The organism is Adhaeribacter terrigena (assembly GCF_016623615.1).
In the GTDB taxonomy this organism is placed as follows: Bacteria; Bacteroidota; Bacteroidia; order Cytophagales; family Hymenobacteraceae; genus Adhaeribacter_A; species Adhaeribacter_A terrigena.
This window is the reverse complement of record NZ_JAEHFX010000004.1, coordinates 143,188-161,338: the sequence shown is the minus strand read 5'-3', so window position 1 is coordinate 161,338 and position 18,151 is coordinate 143,188. Positions and strand designations below refer to the sequence as shown.

At 46.0% G+C, this 18,151-nt stretch carries 14 protein-coding genes; 3 read left to right on the top strand and 11 right to left on the bottom strand.

Going from position 1 to position 18,151, the window contains the following annotated elements:
• Positions 1–196: 196 nt before the first annotated feature.
• Positions 197–1,162, top strand: a complete 966-nt coding sequence (locus tag I5M27_RS09850; protein ID WP_200506042.1) for a YihY/virulence factor BrkB family protein — start codon at positions 197–199, stop codon at positions 1,160–1,162.
• A 176-nt stretch (positions 1,163–1,338) separates the two neighbouring features.
• Here the strand turns inward: I5M27_RS09850 and rlmN are convergent, their stop codons facing one another.
• Positions 1,339–2,403 (bottom strand): 23S rRNA (adenine(2503)-C(2))-methyltransferase RlmN, encoded by a 1,065-nt coding sequence (gene rlmN, locus I5M27_RS09845; RefSeq protein WP_200506041.1) that lies wholly within the window; start codon positions 2,401–2,403, stop codon positions 1,339–1,341.
• Between the two features lie 221 nt (positions 2,404–2,624).
• Complete coding sequence (locus I5M27_RS09840; protein WP_200506040.1) at positions 2,625–3,041, bottom strand: acyl-CoA thioesterase; 417 nt, start codon at positions 3,039–3,041, stop codon at positions 2,625–2,627.
• 252 nt (positions 3,042–3,293) lie between these two features.
• Between I5M27_RS09840 and mnmD the strand changes: the two genes are divergently transcribed.
• Complete coding sequence (gene mnmD, locus I5M27_RS09835) at positions 3,294–3,971, top strand: tRNA (5-methylaminomethyl-2-thiouridine)(34)-methyltransferase MnmD (RefSeq protein ID WP_200506039.1); 678 nt, start codon at positions 3,294–3,296, stop codon at positions 3,969–3,971.
• Positions 3,972–4,089: 118 nt separating this feature from the next.
• Positions 4,090–6,114, top strand: a complete 2,025-nt coding sequence (locus I5M27_RS09830; RefSeq protein WP_200506038.1) for a T9SS type A sorting domain-containing protein — start codon at positions 4,090–4,092, stop codon at positions 6,112–6,114.
• Positions 6,115–6,222: 108 nt separating this feature from the next.
• Here the strand turns inward: I5M27_RS09830 and I5M27_RS09825 are convergent, their stop codons facing one another.
• The 9 genes from I5M27_RS09825 to rpmG form a co-directional block, all read right to left on the bottom strand.
• Positions 6,223–6,810 carry a 5-formyltetrahydrofolate cyclo-ligase gene (locus I5M27_RS09825; protein WP_200506037.1) on the bottom strand — a complete coding sequence of 196 codons (588 nt, stop codon included), beginning with the start codon at positions 6,808–6,810 and terminating at the stop codon, positions 6,223–6,225.
• Entirely contained in the window at positions 6,810–8,372 is a 1,563-nt protein-coding gene (bshC, locus tag I5M27_RS09820; RefSeq protein WP_200506036.1) for a bacillithiol biosynthesis cysteine-adding enzyme BshC, read from the bottom strand. The genes I5M27_RS09825 and bshC overlap by 1 nt, the downstream gene beginning before the upstream one ends.
• Positions 8,373–8,554: 182 nt before the next feature.
• Positions 8,555–9,868, bottom strand: coding sequence for a 30S ribosomal protein S12 methylthiotransferase RimO (gene rimO, locus I5M27_RS09815; protein ID WP_200506035.1), 1,314 nt, complete (start codon positions 9,866–9,868; stop codon positions 8,555–8,557).
• Positions 9,869–10,171: 303 nt separating this feature from the next.
• Positions 10,172–12,577 carry a hypothetical protein gene (locus I5M27_RS09810; protein ID WP_200506034.1) on the bottom strand — a complete coding sequence of 802 codons (2,406 nt, stop codon included), beginning with the start codon at positions 12,575–12,577 and terminating at the stop codon, positions 10,172–10,174.
• Positions 12,578–12,594: 17 nt separating this feature from the next.
• Complete coding sequence (locus I5M27_RS09805) at positions 12,595–13,656, bottom strand: DUF4249 domain-containing protein (protein WP_200506033.1); 1,062 nt, start codon at positions 13,654–13,656, stop codon at positions 12,595–12,597.
• Between the two features lie 3 nt (positions 13,657–13,659).
• Positions 13,660–16,371, bottom strand: coding sequence for a TonB-dependent receptor domain-containing protein (locus I5M27_RS09800; RefSeq protein WP_200506032.1), 2,712 nt, complete (start codon positions 16,369–16,371; stop codon positions 13,660–13,662).
• A 313-nt stretch (positions 16,372–16,684) separates the two neighbouring features.
• Entirely contained in the window at positions 16,685–17,644 is a 960-nt protein-coding gene (ftsY, locus tag I5M27_RS09795) for a signal recognition particle-docking protein FtsY (protein WP_200506031.1), read from the bottom strand.
• Between the two features lie 117 nt (positions 17,645–17,761).
• On the bottom strand, positions 17,762–17,917 hold the full coding sequence (locus tag I5M27_RS09790; RefSeq protein ID WP_200506030.1) for a DUF4295 domain-containing protein: 156 nt from the start codon (positions 17,915–17,917) through the stop codon (positions 17,762–17,764).
• Between the two features lie 2 nt (positions 17,918–17,919).
• Positions 17,920–18,102: a 50S ribosomal protein L33 gene (gene rpmG, locus I5M27_RS09785; RefSeq protein ID WP_200506029.1), complete on the bottom strand. Its 183-nt coding sequence runs from the start codon at positions 18,100–18,102 to the stop codon at positions 17,920–17,922.
• Positions 18,103–18,151: the final 49 nt, after the last annotated feature.

Below are 18,151 nucleotides of genomic sequence, written 5' to 3'. Positions count from 1 at the left end.
TTAATGCTAGCGTATGGGGGTAAAATTTCTTTCTTATTAACAGGTCGTAAAAAACGGCCCAAAGTATGCTTCGAAACTTAAAGAAAACGCATTTTTTTCATTTTTCCGAAAACCGGTGCAATTCCCGCATTAACTTATTTTTCCTGAAAGCCGTATCTGAAACGCATTCCTTAACGCCACGCCCCTTTTTAAAACTATGAGCACCATAACCCCGAACGCCGTCTGGTACCTGGCTAAAAACTCCGCCTCCGAATTTATGAAAAATAATTCGTTGCGCCTGGCCGCCGCCCTGGCTTACAACACCATTTTTTCGCTGCCGCCACTTTTGTTCATTATATTAATGGCCGCCGGCGCGTTTTTCGGCGAAGCCGCCATGTCGGGCGAATTGTATAACCAAAGCAGAACTGCCCTGGGCGAAGATGCGGCCCGCCAGATCCAGACCATGATCACGAACCTGAATAAACAGGAAACTCACGGCATTGCCAAATGGATCGGGTTTGCCACGCTTTTCTTTGCCGCCACCACTTTTTTTGTAACCCTGCAGGAAAGCCTCAACGCCATCTGGAACATCAAACCCAAACCTAAAAACGGCATTGCCCAAATGGCCAAAGCGCGGTTCCTATCCTTCGGCATGATCCTGAGCATTGCCTTACTTATGCTGGTTTCGTTTGTGATCAGTGCAGCGCTCAGTATTTTTACCGATTACCTGAAACAGATTTTCCCCGACATTGCCGTTTACCTGCTCAAGCTAGTCGATTTTGTAGTTTCGGTAGGCGTAATTACCCTGCTTTTTGCGCTGATCTATAAATTCCTGCCCGACGCCATCATCCGCTGGAAAGACGTGTGGGCAGGCGGCGCCATCACAGCCCTGTTGTTTGTGATCGGCAAATTCCTGATCGGCTGGTACCTGAGCGTTTCGGATGTGGGTTCGGCCTACGGCGTGGCGGGTTCCATCATCATTATCCTGGTCTGGATCTATTATTCTTCGCTCATTGTTTTTTACGGTGCCGAATTTACCCAGGAATACGCCAAACGCTTTGGCGAAGAGATCCGGCCCAAAAGTTACGCGGTAAGCTACACCATTCAGGAAATTCCGAACAATATTGCTGATAAAAAAGCCGGCCGGCCAAAGTCGGAAGGAAGCTTCCGGAAACAGGATTGAAAAACGGTATGCTTTTTAAGTTGAAAACTCGAAAGCCGTTCTGAAGTAGTTTCAGAACGGCTTTCGAGTTTTTGTGGTAAAAACGGTAGCGTTTCGGAATAAAAAAATGTTTGCGACCTATACCGATTTTAAGCGTTTTTCAAGCTCTGAACAGTATAATTTCAGCTTAAAAGTGCTTATTTCTCTTTAATCGCCAACTGTCCGCAAGCGGCATCAATATCTTTTCCGCGGCTGCGGCGCACGTTTACCTGCACGCCTCTATCGGCTAAATAGCGCAGGAAAGGCTCCAGCGTTTCGTCTTCGGCTCTTTCAAAACTGGCGCTTTCGATCGGGTTATATTCCAGAATGTTGACTTTGCAGGGAATCAGTTTCGAGAAGGCCAGCAATTCTTTCGCGTCTTCAATAGTATCGTTAAAGCCGTTGAGTAAAATGTATTCGTAGGTTACTTTGCGGCCGGTAAGTTCGTGGTAATAAGCAAGCGCTTCTTTTATGGCCGAAAGCGAATTGGTTTCGTTGATCGGCATAATTTCGTTGCGCTTTACATCGTTGGCGGCGTGGAGCGATAAAGCTAAATTGGCTTTAATGCCATCGTCGGCCATTTTCTTGATCATTTTGGCAATACCGGCAGTGCTCACCGTAATGCGGCGCGCGGCCATGTTCAAACCATCAGTAGAGGTGATCATTTCGATGGATTTCATTACGTTAGCGTAGTTCAGCATCGGTTCGCCCATGCCCATGTACACAATATTGGTAAGCGGCGTGCCGTACTGCGCCTGGCATTGTTCGTTAATTCTAACTACCTGGTCGTAAATTTCGGCAGCATCTAAATTCCGGATGCGGTCCATGGTGCCGGTGGCGCAGAATTTACACGTAAGCGAGCAACCAACCTGAGAAGAAACGCAGGCCGTCATGCGCTGTTCGTGCGGAATTAAAACGCCTTCTACAATATTGCTGTCGTAGAGTTTGAAAGCTGATTTAATGGTACCGTCGTTGCTGAGTTGTTTGGTGGCAACCTGCACGGCATTGATGGAAAAGTGCGCATCGAGTTTTTCGCGGAGCGGCAGGGCAATGTTGTTCATCTCCGCAAACGTTTGCGCAGAATTCTTCCAAAGCCACTCGTACACCTGTTTGGCGCGGAACGGTTTTTCGCCGTTCTCAGTCATCCAGGCTTTCAGTTCATCCAGTTTCAGTTTCCGGATGTCCTTTTTATTTAAGATCTCAATGTCAGCAATCAATTCCATACCGCAAAGATACAAAATTTACTGCGCTTTAGTTTCGAAAGCGGCTTCCGGATGTTCCGTCAGCTAAATCAGCGGTAATGAAACCTTTTTCTTTCGAGTTTTTCTGCTTTAAAGCATACCGTTTTGTTTGTTTTGAACCCGGAAATCCTGTAAATCTCTGAAATCCTGAAAATCGTGCTCAGACAAAATTCATTGCCGGCTGCTTTAGCTGACGGAACATTTTACCGGAGTTTTGCGGCGGCTTTTTCCGGCAAGGCCATGAGTTTGCGGGTGGCATAATTAAAGCAGAGCATCCCGGTTTTGGCGTGCGCAATTTCTTTTCCCTGCTGGTTTACAAACAAGTACATTAAATCGAAGCCGTATTTGTTCAGATCGGCGGTCGTAACTTTAACTGTAAGCACATCGCCGTAAAAACCTTCACCTTTATATATAATAGCCGTGTCGCTCATGATCAGTCCGGCGCCTTCCAGATCCAGTTCTGAATAGCCGAGGCTTTGCAAAAATTGTACGCGGGCTTCGTGCATCATGCTTAGAATGGCATCGTTGCCCAGGTGGTTGCCATAATTAATATCGGTGATGCGCACCGGAATCCGGGTCTGGAATGAAAAGGTTTCTGGAAGCGAAAGCTGGACTCTCATTTATATTGTTAAATGGTTGAATGGTTGAATTGTTAAATTGTTGGTTGCTGATTGTCTAAAACGAACAGATTTCCGCCTTTTATATATTATTTGAAAGCTCGAGTTTGAAAGCTCGAGGCTGCATAAAAACTTAGCTCCGAATTTCCAGCTTATTTTTCAATCGACCATTAAACAATTTAACTATTCTACAATTAACCATGCAACGTTTGGCGCATTTCGCTTGTCAATGAAATAACGGTATCTTCGCAGGATATGAAAGTGGAAGTAAAACAAACCAACGACGGCTCCAATACGCTTTTTGTGCCCGAACTGAACGAACATTATCATTCAGTTCACGGGGCGCTGCAGGAGGCGCTGCACGTATTTATAAAGCATGGCCTGCAACCAACCCTGGAACAAGCCACTGAACCGATCCGGTTGCTGGAAATTGGTTTCGGCACGGGCCTGAACGCTATTTTAACGCTGCAGACTTTTTTAACCCAGAACCATAGCGTTTTCTACGATACCCTGGAAAAATATCCGCTGCCGGAAGACCTGATAAAAGAACTGCACTTCGAAAACTTTATGCTGAACCCTGAATTGCTGGACTACTTTTATAAACTCCACGCCGCGCCCTGGAACGAAACCGTAGCGATAACCGGCAATTTCAACCTGCATAAAACACACACCGATCTGGAAACGCAAACCTTACCGGAAAATCACTACCACCTGATCTATTTCGATGCTTTTGCCCCGGAGAAACAACCGCACTTATGGACCGATGAAATTTTCCGGAAAATGGCTTCTGCTTTAAAGCCAGGGGGATTTCTGGTAAGCTACTGCGCCAAGGGAAGTTTTAAAAGAAGCCTGAAAGCCGCCGGCCTGAAAGTAGAAGCACTGCCCGGCCCGCCCGGCAAACGCGAAATGACCCGCGCCACCAAAACTAATTAAACAAGGGTGTTCACCCAAAATGTGTTTGATAAGTTTTTTAATATCCTATTGTAATTTATAATTTATTTACATAGATTTGAAATTGACAAAACATTCTTCAAAACCAAATTAATACATGATGAAAAAATTACTTTTTCTGGGTCTTGCCTTCTCTGCTTCGGTAGGGGTGAGCAGCGCTCAAAAAGCTCGTCAGATTGTTGACAAAGCAGGCCCTGCGGCTTTGATTAAAGCAGACCGTAATGGCAACACCGGCACTTCAGGCAACAGCGTTGCCAAAGAAAGACCGGCTTCTAACCAGAAAACAAACGTTAAAGGAAACATTGGCACAAAGATCGGTAAAACCTGGTACGACCTGCCTTCTAACTCTTCTGTGCCTAACCGTACGTTACGCCACAGCGATGGTACTGTTTCTGCTGTTTGGACTGAAACCTGTAATGGGCCTACCGGCGATACATATCCTAACCGTGGTGTAGGTTATAACTACTTCGATGGCACAACCTGGAAAGAAGGCCCTACTACTAGAGCAGGTGAATTCCAGGGTACTTGCGGCTACCCGGCTTCACAATCTAATTTCGGTATTGCTTCTAAACGCGTAGGCTGGCCAGAGATCATTTCCATTAATGGCAATGAAATGGTATTCACCCACGCCGAAGGAATCAGCGTTACCCAACGCCCTGCAAAAGGCGCTACCGGTATCACTACCTGGTCACAAACTACTGATCTTGCTTTCACAAAAAACATTGGTGGCGTAACCGGTAACAACGGTACCTGGCCAAGAGTTGTAGCAGATGGCAATAACATCCACATGATCTACACCATCAACAATACCCCGCTTCCGGTTATTAATGGTGTATCTGGTCTTGTAGTATACAGCCGCTCTACTGACGGTGGTGTTACCTGGGATAAACAAAACATCCAGCTTCCGGGCCTTACTTACGCAAACGGTTATGACCGTATTGGCGGCGACGCTTATGCAATTGCCGTAAAAGGTTCAACCGTAGCTATCGTTACTGGTAGCGCAGGTGACCCATGGACACTTTGGAAATCGACTAACAATGGCGATACCTTCACCCGTAAGGTAATGCTTAGTGTAGTACCAGCCGATACCGTTGGTAACACTATTATTTCACCAAACAACGCCGGTTCATTAGATACTTTCTACACTGCATTCACCAACGATAATGGCCATGCATTAGTAATTGATAACAACAATAACGTGCATGCTTTCGCCGGTGAGATCCGTGTGGCAGTTAGAGATACTTTAGGATCTCTGAGACCAGTAAGCAACGGCACCTGGTTCCCGAATTCAGGCGCAGGCATCCTGCACTGGACTGACAAACAAGGCGCACCTACAACCCCTACGCTTATTGCTGAACTGGAAGAACCACGCAAGCCAGTATCATGGGTATTCCCAACTGGTAAAAACGGCGGCGGTATTGCCCCTTATGGCCAGGTAGGCTTACTTTCTATGCCAAATGCAGCCGTAAACGCTGCCGGTGACGTTTACTTAGTATACGCAGGTGTAATGGTTGGAACTTCTCATACTTCCGACTCAACCGGTCAGCCTTTCCGTGACCTGTACCTGACTAAATTCACAGCATCTTCTAATTCCTGGATTGCAACGGATAAAGTAACCAACATTGCCCGTAAACTGAACCCATTTGGCGACTCTACCAGTACTGCTGAGCAGCTGGAGGAGAACGTATTCCCATCAGTACACCACTTTGTAGGTACAGATGGTTTGCTGCACACTACCTGGATGTCTGACGATAAGCCTGGTATGACTTTAGGCCGTGACTTAGATCCGGAAAAAGAAAACAGCATCATGTACATGGCTTTTGAAGTTGAAAAACTGTTAGGCACGAAGAAGAAAGACATGACTGCTTTCGTAAACGAGATCAAAGCTTATCCGAACCCAACTTCAGGTAAAATTGCGATCAACGTTGACCTGAAAAAGTCTGCTAACGTAAAAGTTCGCGTTACCAACATCATGGGTCAGGAAGTTGCAACTGTAGAAGCTGGCAAATTAGTTACCGGCAAAAACACTGTTTCTGTTGACATGAGCAACTTCGCAAACGGCGTTTACCTGTACACGGTATCTTCTGAAGACTTCACAGTAACCAACCGTATTGTGAAACAATAATTAACCTACCCGGTTAAAACCAAAAGCCCCCGAAACATTTCGGGGGCTTTTTTTATGCTCAAATTTTAAAAAAACAAACTGCATTATGGGTACAAGAAGAAGCCGGCCTTACTTTTTCAGCCCGAAATCATAGCGTTTTTCCGGCGTCAGGCAATGATCTAAAGGCACATCCCAGGCATCGGCCGGAATCTGGTGCGGCACCGGCGGCAGCAGCGATAAGCCGATTTTCAGCACCGAACGTTTGCAATGCTGCAGGAACTGATCGTAGAAGCCTTTGCCGTAACCAATACGGTTACCATGCGCATCGAAAGCTAAAAGCGGCATTAAAACGGTATCGATCTCCGCTTCAGAAACCCGCTGCGCGTTTACCGGCTCCGGAATTCCCCAGTGGTTTTCTATAATTTCCGTTCCGGGCAGGATCTGGTAATGCTCCAGTTCCTGGGCCTGAAAATTAGTAACGGGCACCACCACTTTGCTATCCGGAAAATCGCGCCAGAGTTTTTCAATAATAAGCCAGGTATTGATCTCGCGGTTCTTGCGGATGGGCAGGAAAACATGAATGACCTGCGGCTGCTTTTGGGGCGCAAACCCGGCAAAATACTGCTCGCAGATCTTAACGCTTAAGTTATCTACTTCCTCTACCTCAAACTGGCAGCGTTCGGCCAGCATCAGCTTCCGGAGGGCTTTTTTATCCATTAAACTTCCTCCTCCAGAATCACGAACCGGTTATTGAGCGGCTCAAAAGCCTGCAGCAGATCAGTAATAAAACCAGGGTTATTTGCCTGGAACGAAAGGAAATTATCGCTGCGTTCCTGCAAACCATCGCCGGGAAACAGTTTTTCTTTAAGCGCTGTGAGTTGTTTAAAAACCGTTTCGTGCTTTGTTTCCTGGGCTTTGGCAATTTTCTTTTCCAGCATCTGCAATACGTTCTGCACTTTCTGGGCTTCGGCGGCTACCGCTTTTTCTAACGTGGGCTCAATGGTTCTGGCCAGGTTTTCAACTTCGGCAAATGCTTCGGAAACGCTGTGCTTTTGGGCTTCCAAACTAATAACCGGCAACTCCAGCTTGTCGCTCACCTGTTTTTTTAAGGCCTGCAGATCTTCAAACAGATCATCCGCTTTCAGTCCTAATTTCTGCATTCGGGCACCGTTGGCTTTGTTCACATACATAGCCGAATTCCGCAGCATGATAATGGGGAACGGTATGCTGTAATGCTCAAAAACCGCTTTCAGCTGTAGCCAGTAAGCCACTTCTGCACCGCCGCCAATATAGGCCAGGTCCGGCAGCAGCATTTCCTGGTAAAGCGGCCGCAGGATCACGTTTGGGCTGAACTTTTCGGGATAAACCTGGGCCAGCTTCTTTATTTCTTCTTTACTGAACGCCAGATCGGTATTCAGCACACTGAATTTATCGCCTTCCTCTACAATGCGTTCGCGCAGATCCTTTTCGAGGTAAAAAAGGTTTATTTCCCGCGCCAGAACCTGCGGTTTATAAAAAGCGGCCAGCGTTTCGTTGGTCTGGTTTACCAAACGGTAGGAAGTATTATCGGAAAACTCGTTGAGCAAAACGGGAATGAGTGTTTTTTTAAGTTCGGGTTCATCGCCATCCAAAACCACCAAACCGTATTCGCCGAAAAGTTCGTTTACAATTTTGCGGGTCGCTTCGGCCAGGGTTTGGCTTTCGCGATACGCTTTTTCAAAAACCGGGAATTTTTCGGGCAATTCTTCCAGCACTTTTTCCAGGCCATCCGGACGCATTCTTCCTACAGCGCCTCTCTGTTCGGTTTGCCATTCATATGTTTTCCCGAATAAATTAAAATGGTTGATCTCGGCAAAATCGTGGTCTTCGGTAGCCATCCAGTAAACTGGCACAAACTCGTTTTCCGGATACGCTTTTTTCAGTTCCCGGCAGGTTTTTATGGCGCTCACAATTTTGTAAACGAAATAAAGCGGCCCGGTAAAAATATTCAGCTGATGGCCGGTGGTAACGGTAAACGTTTTGTCCTGCTGCAACGAGGCTATATTCAGTTCTACCGCCGGGTTTTTCGCCACATTTTCATATTGTTTTTCCAGCGCCTTTACCAGTATTTGCCGTTGCTCTTTGGGGAAATTCGCGCGTTCTTTAATTTGCTCCCCGAAGTTTTCCAGCGTTGGAAAACGGTTCAGAAAAGGCTTTAAATGCGATTCTTCAGCCAGGTAGTCGGTAACGAGTTTAGAGAAGGAATTGGTAGCAGAATATGGAAGCGTAGTTATTTTCATGCGCAAAAAGTAAGAATGGGATATATACAGAAGCCTGAAGTTTGTCTTATTCAATCATTCACTGATTCCAGCATTCAGAAATTCCTTCTTACAAAGTAACGCCAATTTCGGGCATAAAAAAACCTTGCAGCGCGTGTCTGGCTGCAAGGTTCAAAACGGTAGGTTTTCGGGCAGAAAAAGTATTATTTCACCACTTCGCCGTAAAGGTCAAAATCGGTATTGTCGGTAATTTTTACGTTGGCAAAATCGCCGATGCGCACGTATGTATCGGTGGCCGGCACCAGCACTTCGTTGTCTACTTCCGGCGAATCGAATTGCGTACGGCCCACAAAATAGCCGCTTTCCTTGCGGTCGAATAAAACTTTGTAGGTCTGGCCCACTTTCGCTTCGTTCAGATCCATGGAAATGCCCTGCTGCAGCTCCATAATATCGTCGGCGCGTTGTTGTTTCACTTCGGCCGGCACGTTGTCTTCTAAGGTGTAAGCGTGCGTATTGTCTTCGTGCGAATAGGTGAAAATGCCCAGACGCTCGAATTTTGTTTCTTCCACGAACTTATAAAGTTCTTCAAAATCCTGCTGCGTTTCGCCCGGGTGACCGGCGATAAGGGTGGTGCGCAAAGCAATTTCCGGCACGCGCTGACGGATCTGATCTACCAGCTCGATGGTTCTTCTTTTGGAAATGCCGCGGCGCATGGTTTTGAGCATATTGTCGGAAATGTGCTGCAGCGGCATGTCTAAATATTTGCAAACGTTCTCCCGCTCAGCCATCACATCCAGCACTTCCATCGGGAACTGGCTTGGGTAAGCGTATTGCATCCGGATCCATTCCACTCCCGGCACGTCCGAAAGATTTCTAACGAGGTCAGCCAGCTTGCGTTCGCCGTATTTTTCCAGGCCGTAGTACGTTAAATCCTGGGCAATTAAAACGAGTTCTTTAGTGCCGGTTGCTACCAGCTTTTTCGCTTCCGTTACCAGGTCTTCAATGCTGCGATCCACGTGCTTTCCGCGCATGAGCGGGATGGCGCAGAACGAACAAGGGCGGTTACAGCCTTCAGCAATTTTAAAATAAGCGTAGTGTTTTGGCGTGGTTAAAAGGCGTTCGCCAATCAGCTCATGTTTGTAATCAGCGTCTAAGGTTTTCAGCAATTGCGGCAATTCCAATGTTCCGAAATAGGCATCTACCTGCGGAATTTCGATTTCCAGAGAATCTTTGTAGCGCTGTGAAAGGCAACCTGTTACGTACAATTTATCGATCTGACCGGCTTCTTTGGCATCGGCGTACTGCAGAATAGTATCGATCGATTCCTGCTTGGCATTATCGATAAACCCGCAGGTGTTCACAATAATAATGTTGGCATCGTCTTTCTCCGATTCGTGCGCCACATCAAAATCGTTGCCGCGCAACTGCCCCATCAACACTTCCGAATCTACCAGGTTTTTAGAGCAACCGAGGGTAATTACGTTGTATTTGTCTTTCTTTAAGCTTCTTACTTTCACTTCTTACTTTTATTTACTGCCGGAAAATCCTGCAAAGGTACGCATAAACCCGCAATTTACAGGCACATGGCAACTCCGCTTCGGGTTGCAACAAACCCGGAGGCAAAATAATTCGGCTAAAAAGAAAGGAAAGCAGTTTTTCCGCCGGAAAGCATAGCGTTTTTAATCGCGGATTTTACAGAGTTCAGGATTTCGCGGCGCTTGGAATGAAAAACGGTAAGGTTTCGGGCTTTAAAAATGGCTGGAAAAGAAAACCCGGATCGGTTTTCTTTTCCGGGTTTTGGAAGCGGAAAGCCTAGCGTTTTACTGAGTTGCCACGATACTTTTAAAATATACGCTGCCATTTCCAATTGCTCCAGAACCTGTTATTCCTTCTGCATAAATCCGGAAATTACTAGCCGCATCAGACGATGGAAAACTGATTACCGCGTTTCCCTCAGCATCGGTTCTCAGGCTTGGGTTCCAGTACAGAACCGGCCGCAGATCGGGCATTCGTACCTGGGTATTTACCGGTGGCACGTAAAATTCGCGGGCCGGCATCACGCCCGGCACGGTGATCCGGTTTTTAGCCTCCAGTTCCGGCGAATGGAAATTGCCGGCTTTGGTTTGAATAGCAATTACGCCCTGGCTGCCAATAGAACCGAATTGCTTCAGAGTTCTGGAAGAGTTATAGACACTCACTTCTTTAATCAGATCAGTGTTCAGGCGCAGAATCAGTTCATCGTTCCAGGTTGGTTGGCCATCTATAAAATACATGGGTGGATGCTGATTAAAGTCGCGCTTATCTTTACTTACCATGCGCGTTTCCGGCTCTGCTGTAGCGATTAAAACCCGTACATCGGGCACAATTTCTTTCAAAACTTCCTCAAAATCTTTCAGGGCTTCATACTTCTCCAGGGCGTAGGTTTTATCAGGAGGCGTTACCAGCCAATTTTTATTTTTAACCGGTGCGGTTGTTGCTTCAGACTTTTTCAGCTTTAAACCATACGCTTTTTCTATCTGACTGCGCATCATATTCCGTTGCAGCAACAATGTATCTGCCGTATTTGCGGCAAAAAGATCGGGCCAGGCAATTTCGGTTTCCGGAGCAGTTCTTATTTCTGCGTTTCGTAAAAAATTGCCATTCTGCCACACTTGGTAAGCGTATTGCTGGGTTGCTCTGTTTCCTCCGGAATGCATGCTGAATTTACCGTCCGCGTCGGTCACGATCACTTCCGATTCTCCGGTTTTATGATCGAGCAGGTAAATTACAGCCTGCGCAACCGGGTACTTATTATTTTCTACGGTGCCGTGTAAAACCATTTCCGGTTCCCGCTTAAAGGCCGGCCTGGTTTTTCCGGCATCGGCGATCTGGTTCCAGGTAAAACGCCGCCAGCCTTGCGTCAGCATTAAATTATCGAGCGCTTCGCGGGTTTCCGGCTGGTTGTTTTCAAAATAAGATCCCGGGGTTTCGATATTTCCCGCCAAGTCTGAAGTCAGCAATAAGCTGGAAAAGATACTTTGCTGCAAATGAAGGGGACCGGTCTGGTTCAGATCCGAAACCGCCAGGGAAAGTTCCGTTTGCAGCGGTTCGCCATTTTCGCCGGTTACTTTTACGTGTACTTTTACTTGTTCGCGGCGGTTATAAACCGCTTTTTCGGGCGTAAGCTGCACCTGGAAGCGGCGCTGATTATTTACAAAAAACAAACGTTCGGCTTCGGGCGTCCCGGCTTCATTAAATACCGTTACCTGTGCAATACCATCCCGCATTTCGTTTTTGTCTATTTTCAGGCGGCTTTTTGCGGCATTTCTGCCCTTCATTTCTTCCAGGAACAAAATAAAGCCGCGACTTTGCACCGCTACGTAAAAGGTTTCCCGGGCCCGGTCTGGTGAAACTGCCAGACTTATCAGCGAGGAATTATCCGGGTTTTCTGCTACCGTTAAAACCAAACCACTGCTCTGAACCTGCGGCAAGGCAAAAGTCTGCGATTGTTTATTCCCGAACGTGACCCTAGCGCTATATTTTTTACCGGCAGCCGGGGTAAACGTAAAATTTCCCATGCCGGCCTGCAAACTTTTGAAGTTCACAAGCACTTTACCGGCTTCATCTAAAATCTGACCTTCTACCGGCAAACCCAAGCCCTGCGAATCAAGCGCTTTAAAACCTACTTTGCTTTTTAAACCGGAGACCAGGTTTCCGCTTTCCGGAAAAAAACGCAAAGCCGCCAACGTATGTTTTTTTGAACCAGTACCTTTATCGGCAGTCGGTTTGAGAATTGTAAGGGGTTGCCTAAAAAAGAACTCCGGACTGAAATTGCGCATCCAGTTCGTATAAGCCACCAGCGTATAATTGCCTGGCAAAAGTGAATCCGGCAATACCAGTTGCCCGGCCGCCAGACCATTGAAGGCGGAAACCTGTTGGGTCAATACGAGCGCTTTACCTTCAGAAATTAAGCGTATTGTTATTACTTCGTAACCTTTTATAGGAAAAAAAGAGGCTGCATCTACCAGATACGCCTTAAACCAAACGGTATCTGATGGGGCATAAAAACTGCCGGCGGTGTGCAAATGCACTTTCTGCGGAACAAAGGTTTGCGTAAATTGCTTTACATCGCTTACCAGTTTATCAGACCAGTTACCGCTGCCGGTTAATTGAGCATTTGCTAAAAGGGCACTCAATAAAAAGGCACAGGTTATAAACATGCCCCGCACCATTCCGGATCTTAACATTCTTTTATGCATCATTATTACCAGAAACTTGGGCGTTTAGTGGTGGCTCCGTTTATTAACCGGCAATCGTCAGGAAAAACAAATGAACCGGCATAAACCCCAAAATCGAAGGGTTGAATAAAGAAGGATTTCTTGCTTGCACCTGCCGCACTGAAATAACCTAAAACCTGCTCCTGCTCATTGGCTTCATTTTTAATATTGCTTACTGCATTGGCCGGCGCCGGTTCCTGCACTGAGCCGGTTCCGGCAATCTGATCATCCAGGGTTTTCCAGAAATTGTATGCACCCTCAGAAATAGCCAGCTGCCGAACTTCTACAAAATGCTTGTTCTGAAAATACTGCGGCTTAAACGGAATATTCGTGATCTCACGAGCAATTAAAGCGTTTCCGTTAAACTGCAGGTCACTCAGAACATTGCCGACCGTATTTTTTTCGCTTATCCAACACTGGTGGCAACAATCTTTTGGAGCAGGAACCGGCCGGCCGTTGCGGTCTACCCCCATAAAATTTCCGGGCTGCGTAGTTACTTCGTACGTATTATTCATGGTCCATCGGTAAAAATTGCGCTCATTGCCAGGATCTTTGGTATCTACCAAGATCGATACATAATTTACGGTTACCTGATCATTCCTTTCATTTACCATCACAACCGGTTTCAGGCGCGCATATAAGCGGCCTATAGGTGGTGCGGACCGCAATTCTTCGGTTTCAGAAACGTATTGTTTGCCATCGCGCAAATTAACCCGCAACGTATATCTACCGCCCACCCGGCCTCGTATCGCGCTCGAATCGGTTTGGTAAACGCCCGGGTATTTCTCTGCCAGTTTTACTGAAAACCCGGTTTCATCTGTAATGGTTACGGTAGCTTGCTGCACGCTTGGAGAAATATCGCTGAAATAGCTGCCGTATTTGAAAGTAGTGGTCAGGTTTACCGTATAAGGCCCGGGCTCATCGGTTATCATGCCGTTTACCACCAACAACTTCTCCTGCTCCTCTACTTCCAGATCATAAGGTTTAATGCAGCTGCTCAGCCAGCTCAAAGCCAACACCAAAAACAGATTCTTGTATTTAAAACGCATGGCTTAGAATTTAAAGTTATAACTGATGGATGGAATAGCTGTACCTATAACCGCTAACTGAAAAACGCGGGGCTGCGAACCATACTTATGCCGGTAAAATACTGAATATGCGTTATTGCGAGCATAAACGTTATAAACCGCCAAATTCCAGTTTCCTTCCCACTTCTTATTTTTTCGCAAATTTGTCAGAAAGGTTAAGGATAGATCCAGCCGGTGATAATCGGGAATGCGATACTGGTTCCGATCGGCGTAATACGGCACCACATTGCCTTCTATTACATAAAAAGCTGTGGAAGCGGTAAAAGGCCGGCCAGTGCTATAAGTAAAGTTTGCCGAAGCACTTAAGCGGCGGGTCAGCTGATAATTCAGCACCAGATTCAGGTTATGCGGCTTGTCGTAACTGGTTGGATATTTCCGGCCTTCATTAATCTGCTCTTCCGCAAAGCTGCTGTTCGTTTTCAGCCACGACCGTGAGTAAGCGTAACTCGCCCAGCCGGTAAGCAAGCCGCCTTTTTTATTTACCATCAGTTCCAGGCCATATGCTTCGCCGTTTGCAGCAATCAGCGCTGTTTCGAGTTGGTGGTTCAGGAATAAGTCAGCACCTTCTTTAAAATCGAGTTGGTCCTTGATCTGTTTGTAATAAATTTCTGCCGAAGTTTCGATGGTGTTTTGCTTCAGATTCCGGAAATAACCCAAGGAAACCTGGTCGCCGATCTGAGGTTTTATATGGCTGTTGCTCGTTTTCCAGATATCTACCGGCGAAATAGTAAGCGTATTAGAAATTACGTGCATGTATTGGCGCGTGCGCGAATAACCGGCTTTAACAGAACTTTTTTCATTTAACGCATACTTCAACGCAAACCGGGGTTCAGCACCCCGGTAGCGCTGTACTACTTCGTTTTTACCGTAATAGGCCGTATCTACCACGGTTAATTCATTTTTGGGCTTTCCGCTCTGATAATTAAGCACAGCGCCATTTCCATAATTCTGGTAAAAAGAGTAGCGCAACCCAACCGTAAAAGAAAAAACTGAATTTAGCTCTATCTCGTCGTTCAGGTATAAAGCAGATTCCAGAGCCCGTTCCAGTGGCAATACGTCAGCGTTAATGTTAGAAGCTTCGCTGAGTGGCACTAAAGAGCCCTGTTCGAAATTATAATACGTGGCCGCTCCCCCAACATTTATTTTTTGCCGCCCTTGCCGCACCAGCAGATCCGTTTTGAATCCCTGTTGCTTAATGCCACTCGCATATTGAGCTTCGTTACCGGGAGCATTAAAATCAATATTCATAGCATAATCGCCCGTAAATGCCGTTGCATTCAGAATAAACTTATCCGAGAAAATATGATTAATACTTACGCTACCGTTGGTGGTAGAACTGGAATAAATGGTATCTGCAGAGAACCCGAAACTATCATGGCTGCGGTAACCCGAAGCCATTACTTTGGTTTGCTCAGAAAGCAAGGCGCTGAATTTGATCGTACCATCGTAAAAAGAGGCCTGATCGTCTCGTAAAGATGCTTTGGGGAGCTTTTTAAAAATCCAATCAGAATAACTACTTCGCCCGGCCAGCAAGAAGGAGCCTTTTTTATGAAGCACCGGTCCTTCTACGGCTAATCTGCCCGATACAATACCAATTCCGCCGCTTCCCTGCACTTTTTCATAACTTCCTTCTTTTTGTTTTACATCCAGAATAGAAGAAAGCCGGCCGCCGAATTGTGCCGGAATAGCGCCCCGGTAAAAAGTTAAATCCTGTACCACATCTGGGTTAAACACCGAAAAGAAGCCGAATAAATGCATGGGGTTAAAAACCGGCACCTGATCCAGCAAAATCAGGTTTTGATCGGCATTACCGCCGCGGACATTATAACCGACCGCTGCTTCTCCAACCGAAGTCACCCCTGGCAGCAATTGCAGCGTTTTCACCACGTCCACTTCGCCCAATAAAGCCGGCATTTTTTTTATTTCTTTTATGGAAAGTCTATTAACTCCCATCTGCACGCCGGCTACATTGTTGTTTTTTCGCTCTGCTTCTATCTGAACTTCACTCAGGTTAAACGCTATATCTAACAACTCTGCGTTCAATGTACCACTCCCATTTAATTGGATCGTCCTTTTTTGCGTTTCCAAACCAACTGCGCTAATGGATACCTCATGCTTACCAGGCACCAGCTTTAATTCGTAATTACCGTTTATATCCGTTACTGTGCCAATACCTAATTTCTCGACCTGCACAGTAGCACCAATTGCCGGCTCGTTATGCTTGCCATCTTTTACTACGCCCTTTAAAGTAAGTTTCTGGTTACGGGGTGCAATTCTAGGGCCACCGATTATTTCTACCTTTGGAGCAATATCATCCTTTCTAATGCGAACCGCTGCAATATTTCCTTCTGAAGTTTTTTCCAACAATGCCGGCATCACTACAACGTTAGCCGCGTCGTATTGCATAAAAACGTATTCGGATCCAGCAAGCGTAGCCTGCAAGGCTTCCGGCAACGTGGCATTCTTCAGATTCAGGGTTACAGTTTTGCCGGTCAGCCATTCTTCGCGGTAAAATATTTTCACCCCAAATTTTTGTTCCAGTTCCGTAAGCGCCTGCTTTAAAGGTGCATTCTGATAAGCTACCGAAAACGTTTTCGGAGGAGCCGTTTGCGCCTGTAATTGTTCCGGACTAAAACTTAAAACGCTGGCTAAAAGTAAAAGATAAAGTTTTTTCATAGAAACAGGCAAAATGCCACCAGAAACCTCAACGAATCAATTGCAAATTTCTGGTACAAGATAGCAATTTTTTACTTTACAGATGACGGCAAATTCGGCTGATCCGTTGCTTGAACCTTGCAGAAAAAAGCGGCCAAGTTGTAGAAAAAAACGCTACATACCTCTAAGCACTACAGCAACTCAACACCTGCAACTATTTGAAAGACAATTACAAAGGTTAAAACCCTTAGCGGCGGCATAAAAAAACCGTAGCATTTTCCAATCAAAAACTGAATGAAAACGCTACGGTTCAGGGCAGAAAAACTGCTTTATTTTATTTCTTTCTGCTGAAAAGCGAATCTACAAATTCGTATTTATTAAAGATCTGCAGGTCTTCGATCTTTTCACCCACGCCAATATATTTTACCGGGATTTTAAATTCATCGGAAATACCAATTACTACTCCGCCTTTGGCTGTGCCATCCAGCTTGGTAATGGCCAGCGCCGTTACATCGGTAGCTTTGGTAAATTCAGTGGCCTGTAAAACGGCATTCTGCCCCGTAGAACCATCCAGCACCAATAAAACTTCGTGCGGCGCTTCTTCAATGAATTTCTGCATTACGCGTTTTATCTTGGTAAGCTCGTTCATCAGGCCCACTTTGTTGTGCAGACGGCCGGCCGTATCAATAATTACCACGTCGGCATCCATTTCCACGCCCTTTTTAACCGCATCAAACGCTACCGAAGCCGGGTCGGTATTCATGCCGTGCGAAATTACCGGCACGCCTACCCGCTGTCCCCAGATAATGAGCTGATCTACGGCGGCGGCCCGGAATGTATCGGCGGCGCCCAGCACTACTTTCTTACCGGCTTTATGAAACTGTGCTGCCAGCTTGCCAATGGTAGTCGTTTTACCTACCCCGTTCACGCCCACTACCATAATTACGTAAGGCTTAATACCGGCCGGAACTGTTATCTCGGTGCCCTTCCCGGAATTGTTTTCTTCCAGCAAAGCGGCAACTTCTTCCCGCAAAATCTTATCAAGCTCATTGGTACTCACGTATTTATCGCGGGCTACGCGGTCTTCAATACGTTTAATGATCTTGATGGTGGTGCCAACGCCTACGTCAGAATGCACCAGCATTTCTTCGAGGTCGTCGAGTACTTCTTCATCAACCTTCGATTTCCCGACTACGGCTTTGCTAAGCTGATCGAAAAAATTGGTTTTGGTTTTCTCAAGTCCTTTGTCGAGCGATTCTTTCTGTTCTTTTTTGAAGAAGTCAAATAATCCCATAGGGGCGGAAGCTGTAAGTGGAAATAAAAATCGGTTAAAAATACCGGAAAAAGAATAAACTAAAAAAGTCCCGACACGTGCGTGAGGGACTTTTTTAACTGAATGAGATCAGCGCAATTATTTAGCGGCTAAAAACTCCTGTACTTTATCTACAGGCACCATTTCTTCTCTGAAGGTGTAAGCACCGGTTTTTTCGGATTTTACAGCCTTAATTACTTTTGCCCAGTCTTTACCGGTAGAAGTTTTGAGGGTTGCAACTACTTTCTTAGCCATCGTTATTTAATTTCTTTGTGTACTGTTACTTTTCTCAGGTTAGAGTTGAATTTCTTCATTTCTAAACGCTCAGGAGTATTTTTTCTGTTCTTGGTAGTGATGTAGCGGGAAGTACCTGGAACACCAGAGTTCTTTTGCTCGGTGCACTCCATAATTACTTGTACGCGGTTACCTTTTTTAGCCATCTCAACTATCTTTTAAAAATCTTTGCAAATTTACTATTCACCTTTCGGA

What these genes read in the sequence shown, in the direction of transcription:
- I5M27_RS09850 (WP_200506042.1), top strand. Translation starts at nt 197, where the DNA reads ATGAGCACCATAACCCCGAACGCCGTCTGGTACCTGGCTAAAAACTCC.
- rlmN (WP_200506041.1), bottom strand. Translation starts at nt 2,403, where the DNA reads ATGGAATTGATTGCTGACATTGAGATCTTAAATAAAAAGGACATCCGG.
- I5M27_RS09840 (WP_200506040.1), bottom strand. Translation starts at nt 3,041, where the DNA reads ATGAGAGTCCAGCTTTCGCTTCCAGAAACCTTTTCATTCCAGACCCGG.
- mnmD (WP_200506039.1), top strand. Translation starts at nt 3,294, where the DNA reads ATGAAAGTGGAAGTAAAACAAACCAACGACGGCTCCAATACGCTTTTT.
- I5M27_RS09830 (WP_200506038.1), top strand. Translation starts at nt 4,090, where the DNA reads ATGAAAAAATTACTTTTTCTGGGTCTTGCCTTCTCTGCTTCGGTAGGG.
- I5M27_RS09825 (WP_200506037.1), bottom strand. Translation starts at nt 6,810, where the DNA reads ATGGATAAAAAAGCCCTCCGGAAGCTGATGCTGGCCGAACGCTGCCAG.
- bshC (WP_200506036.1), bottom strand. Translation starts at nt 8,372, where the DNA reads ATGAAAATAACTACGCTTCCATATTCTGCTACCAATTCCTTCTCTAAA.
- I5M27_RS09810 (WP_200506034.1), bottom strand. Translation starts at nt 12,577, where the DNA reads ATGTTAAGATCCGGAATGGTGCGGGGCATGTTTATAACCTGTGCCTTT.
- I5M27_RS09805 (WP_200506033.1), bottom strand. Translation starts at nt 13,656, where the DNA reads ATGCGTTTTAAATACAAGAATCTGTTTTTGGTGTTGGCTTTGAGCTGG.
- I5M27_RS09800 (WP_200506032.1), bottom strand. Translation starts at nt 16,371, where the DNA reads ATGAAAAAACTTTATCTTTTACTTTTAGCCAGCGTTTTAAGTTTTAGT.
- ftsY (WP_200506031.1), bottom strand. Translation starts at nt 17,644, where the DNA reads ATGGGATTATTTGACTTCTTCAAAAAAGAACAGAAAGAATCGCTCGAC.
- I5M27_RS09790 (WP_200506030.1), bottom strand. Translation starts at nt 17,917, where the DNA reads ATGGCTAAGAAAGTAGTTGCAACCCTCAAAACTTCTACCGGTAAAGAC.
- rpmG (WP_200506029.1), bottom strand. Translation starts at nt 18,102, where the DNA reads ATGGCTAAAAAAGGTAACCGCGTACAAGTAATTATGGAGTGCACCGAG.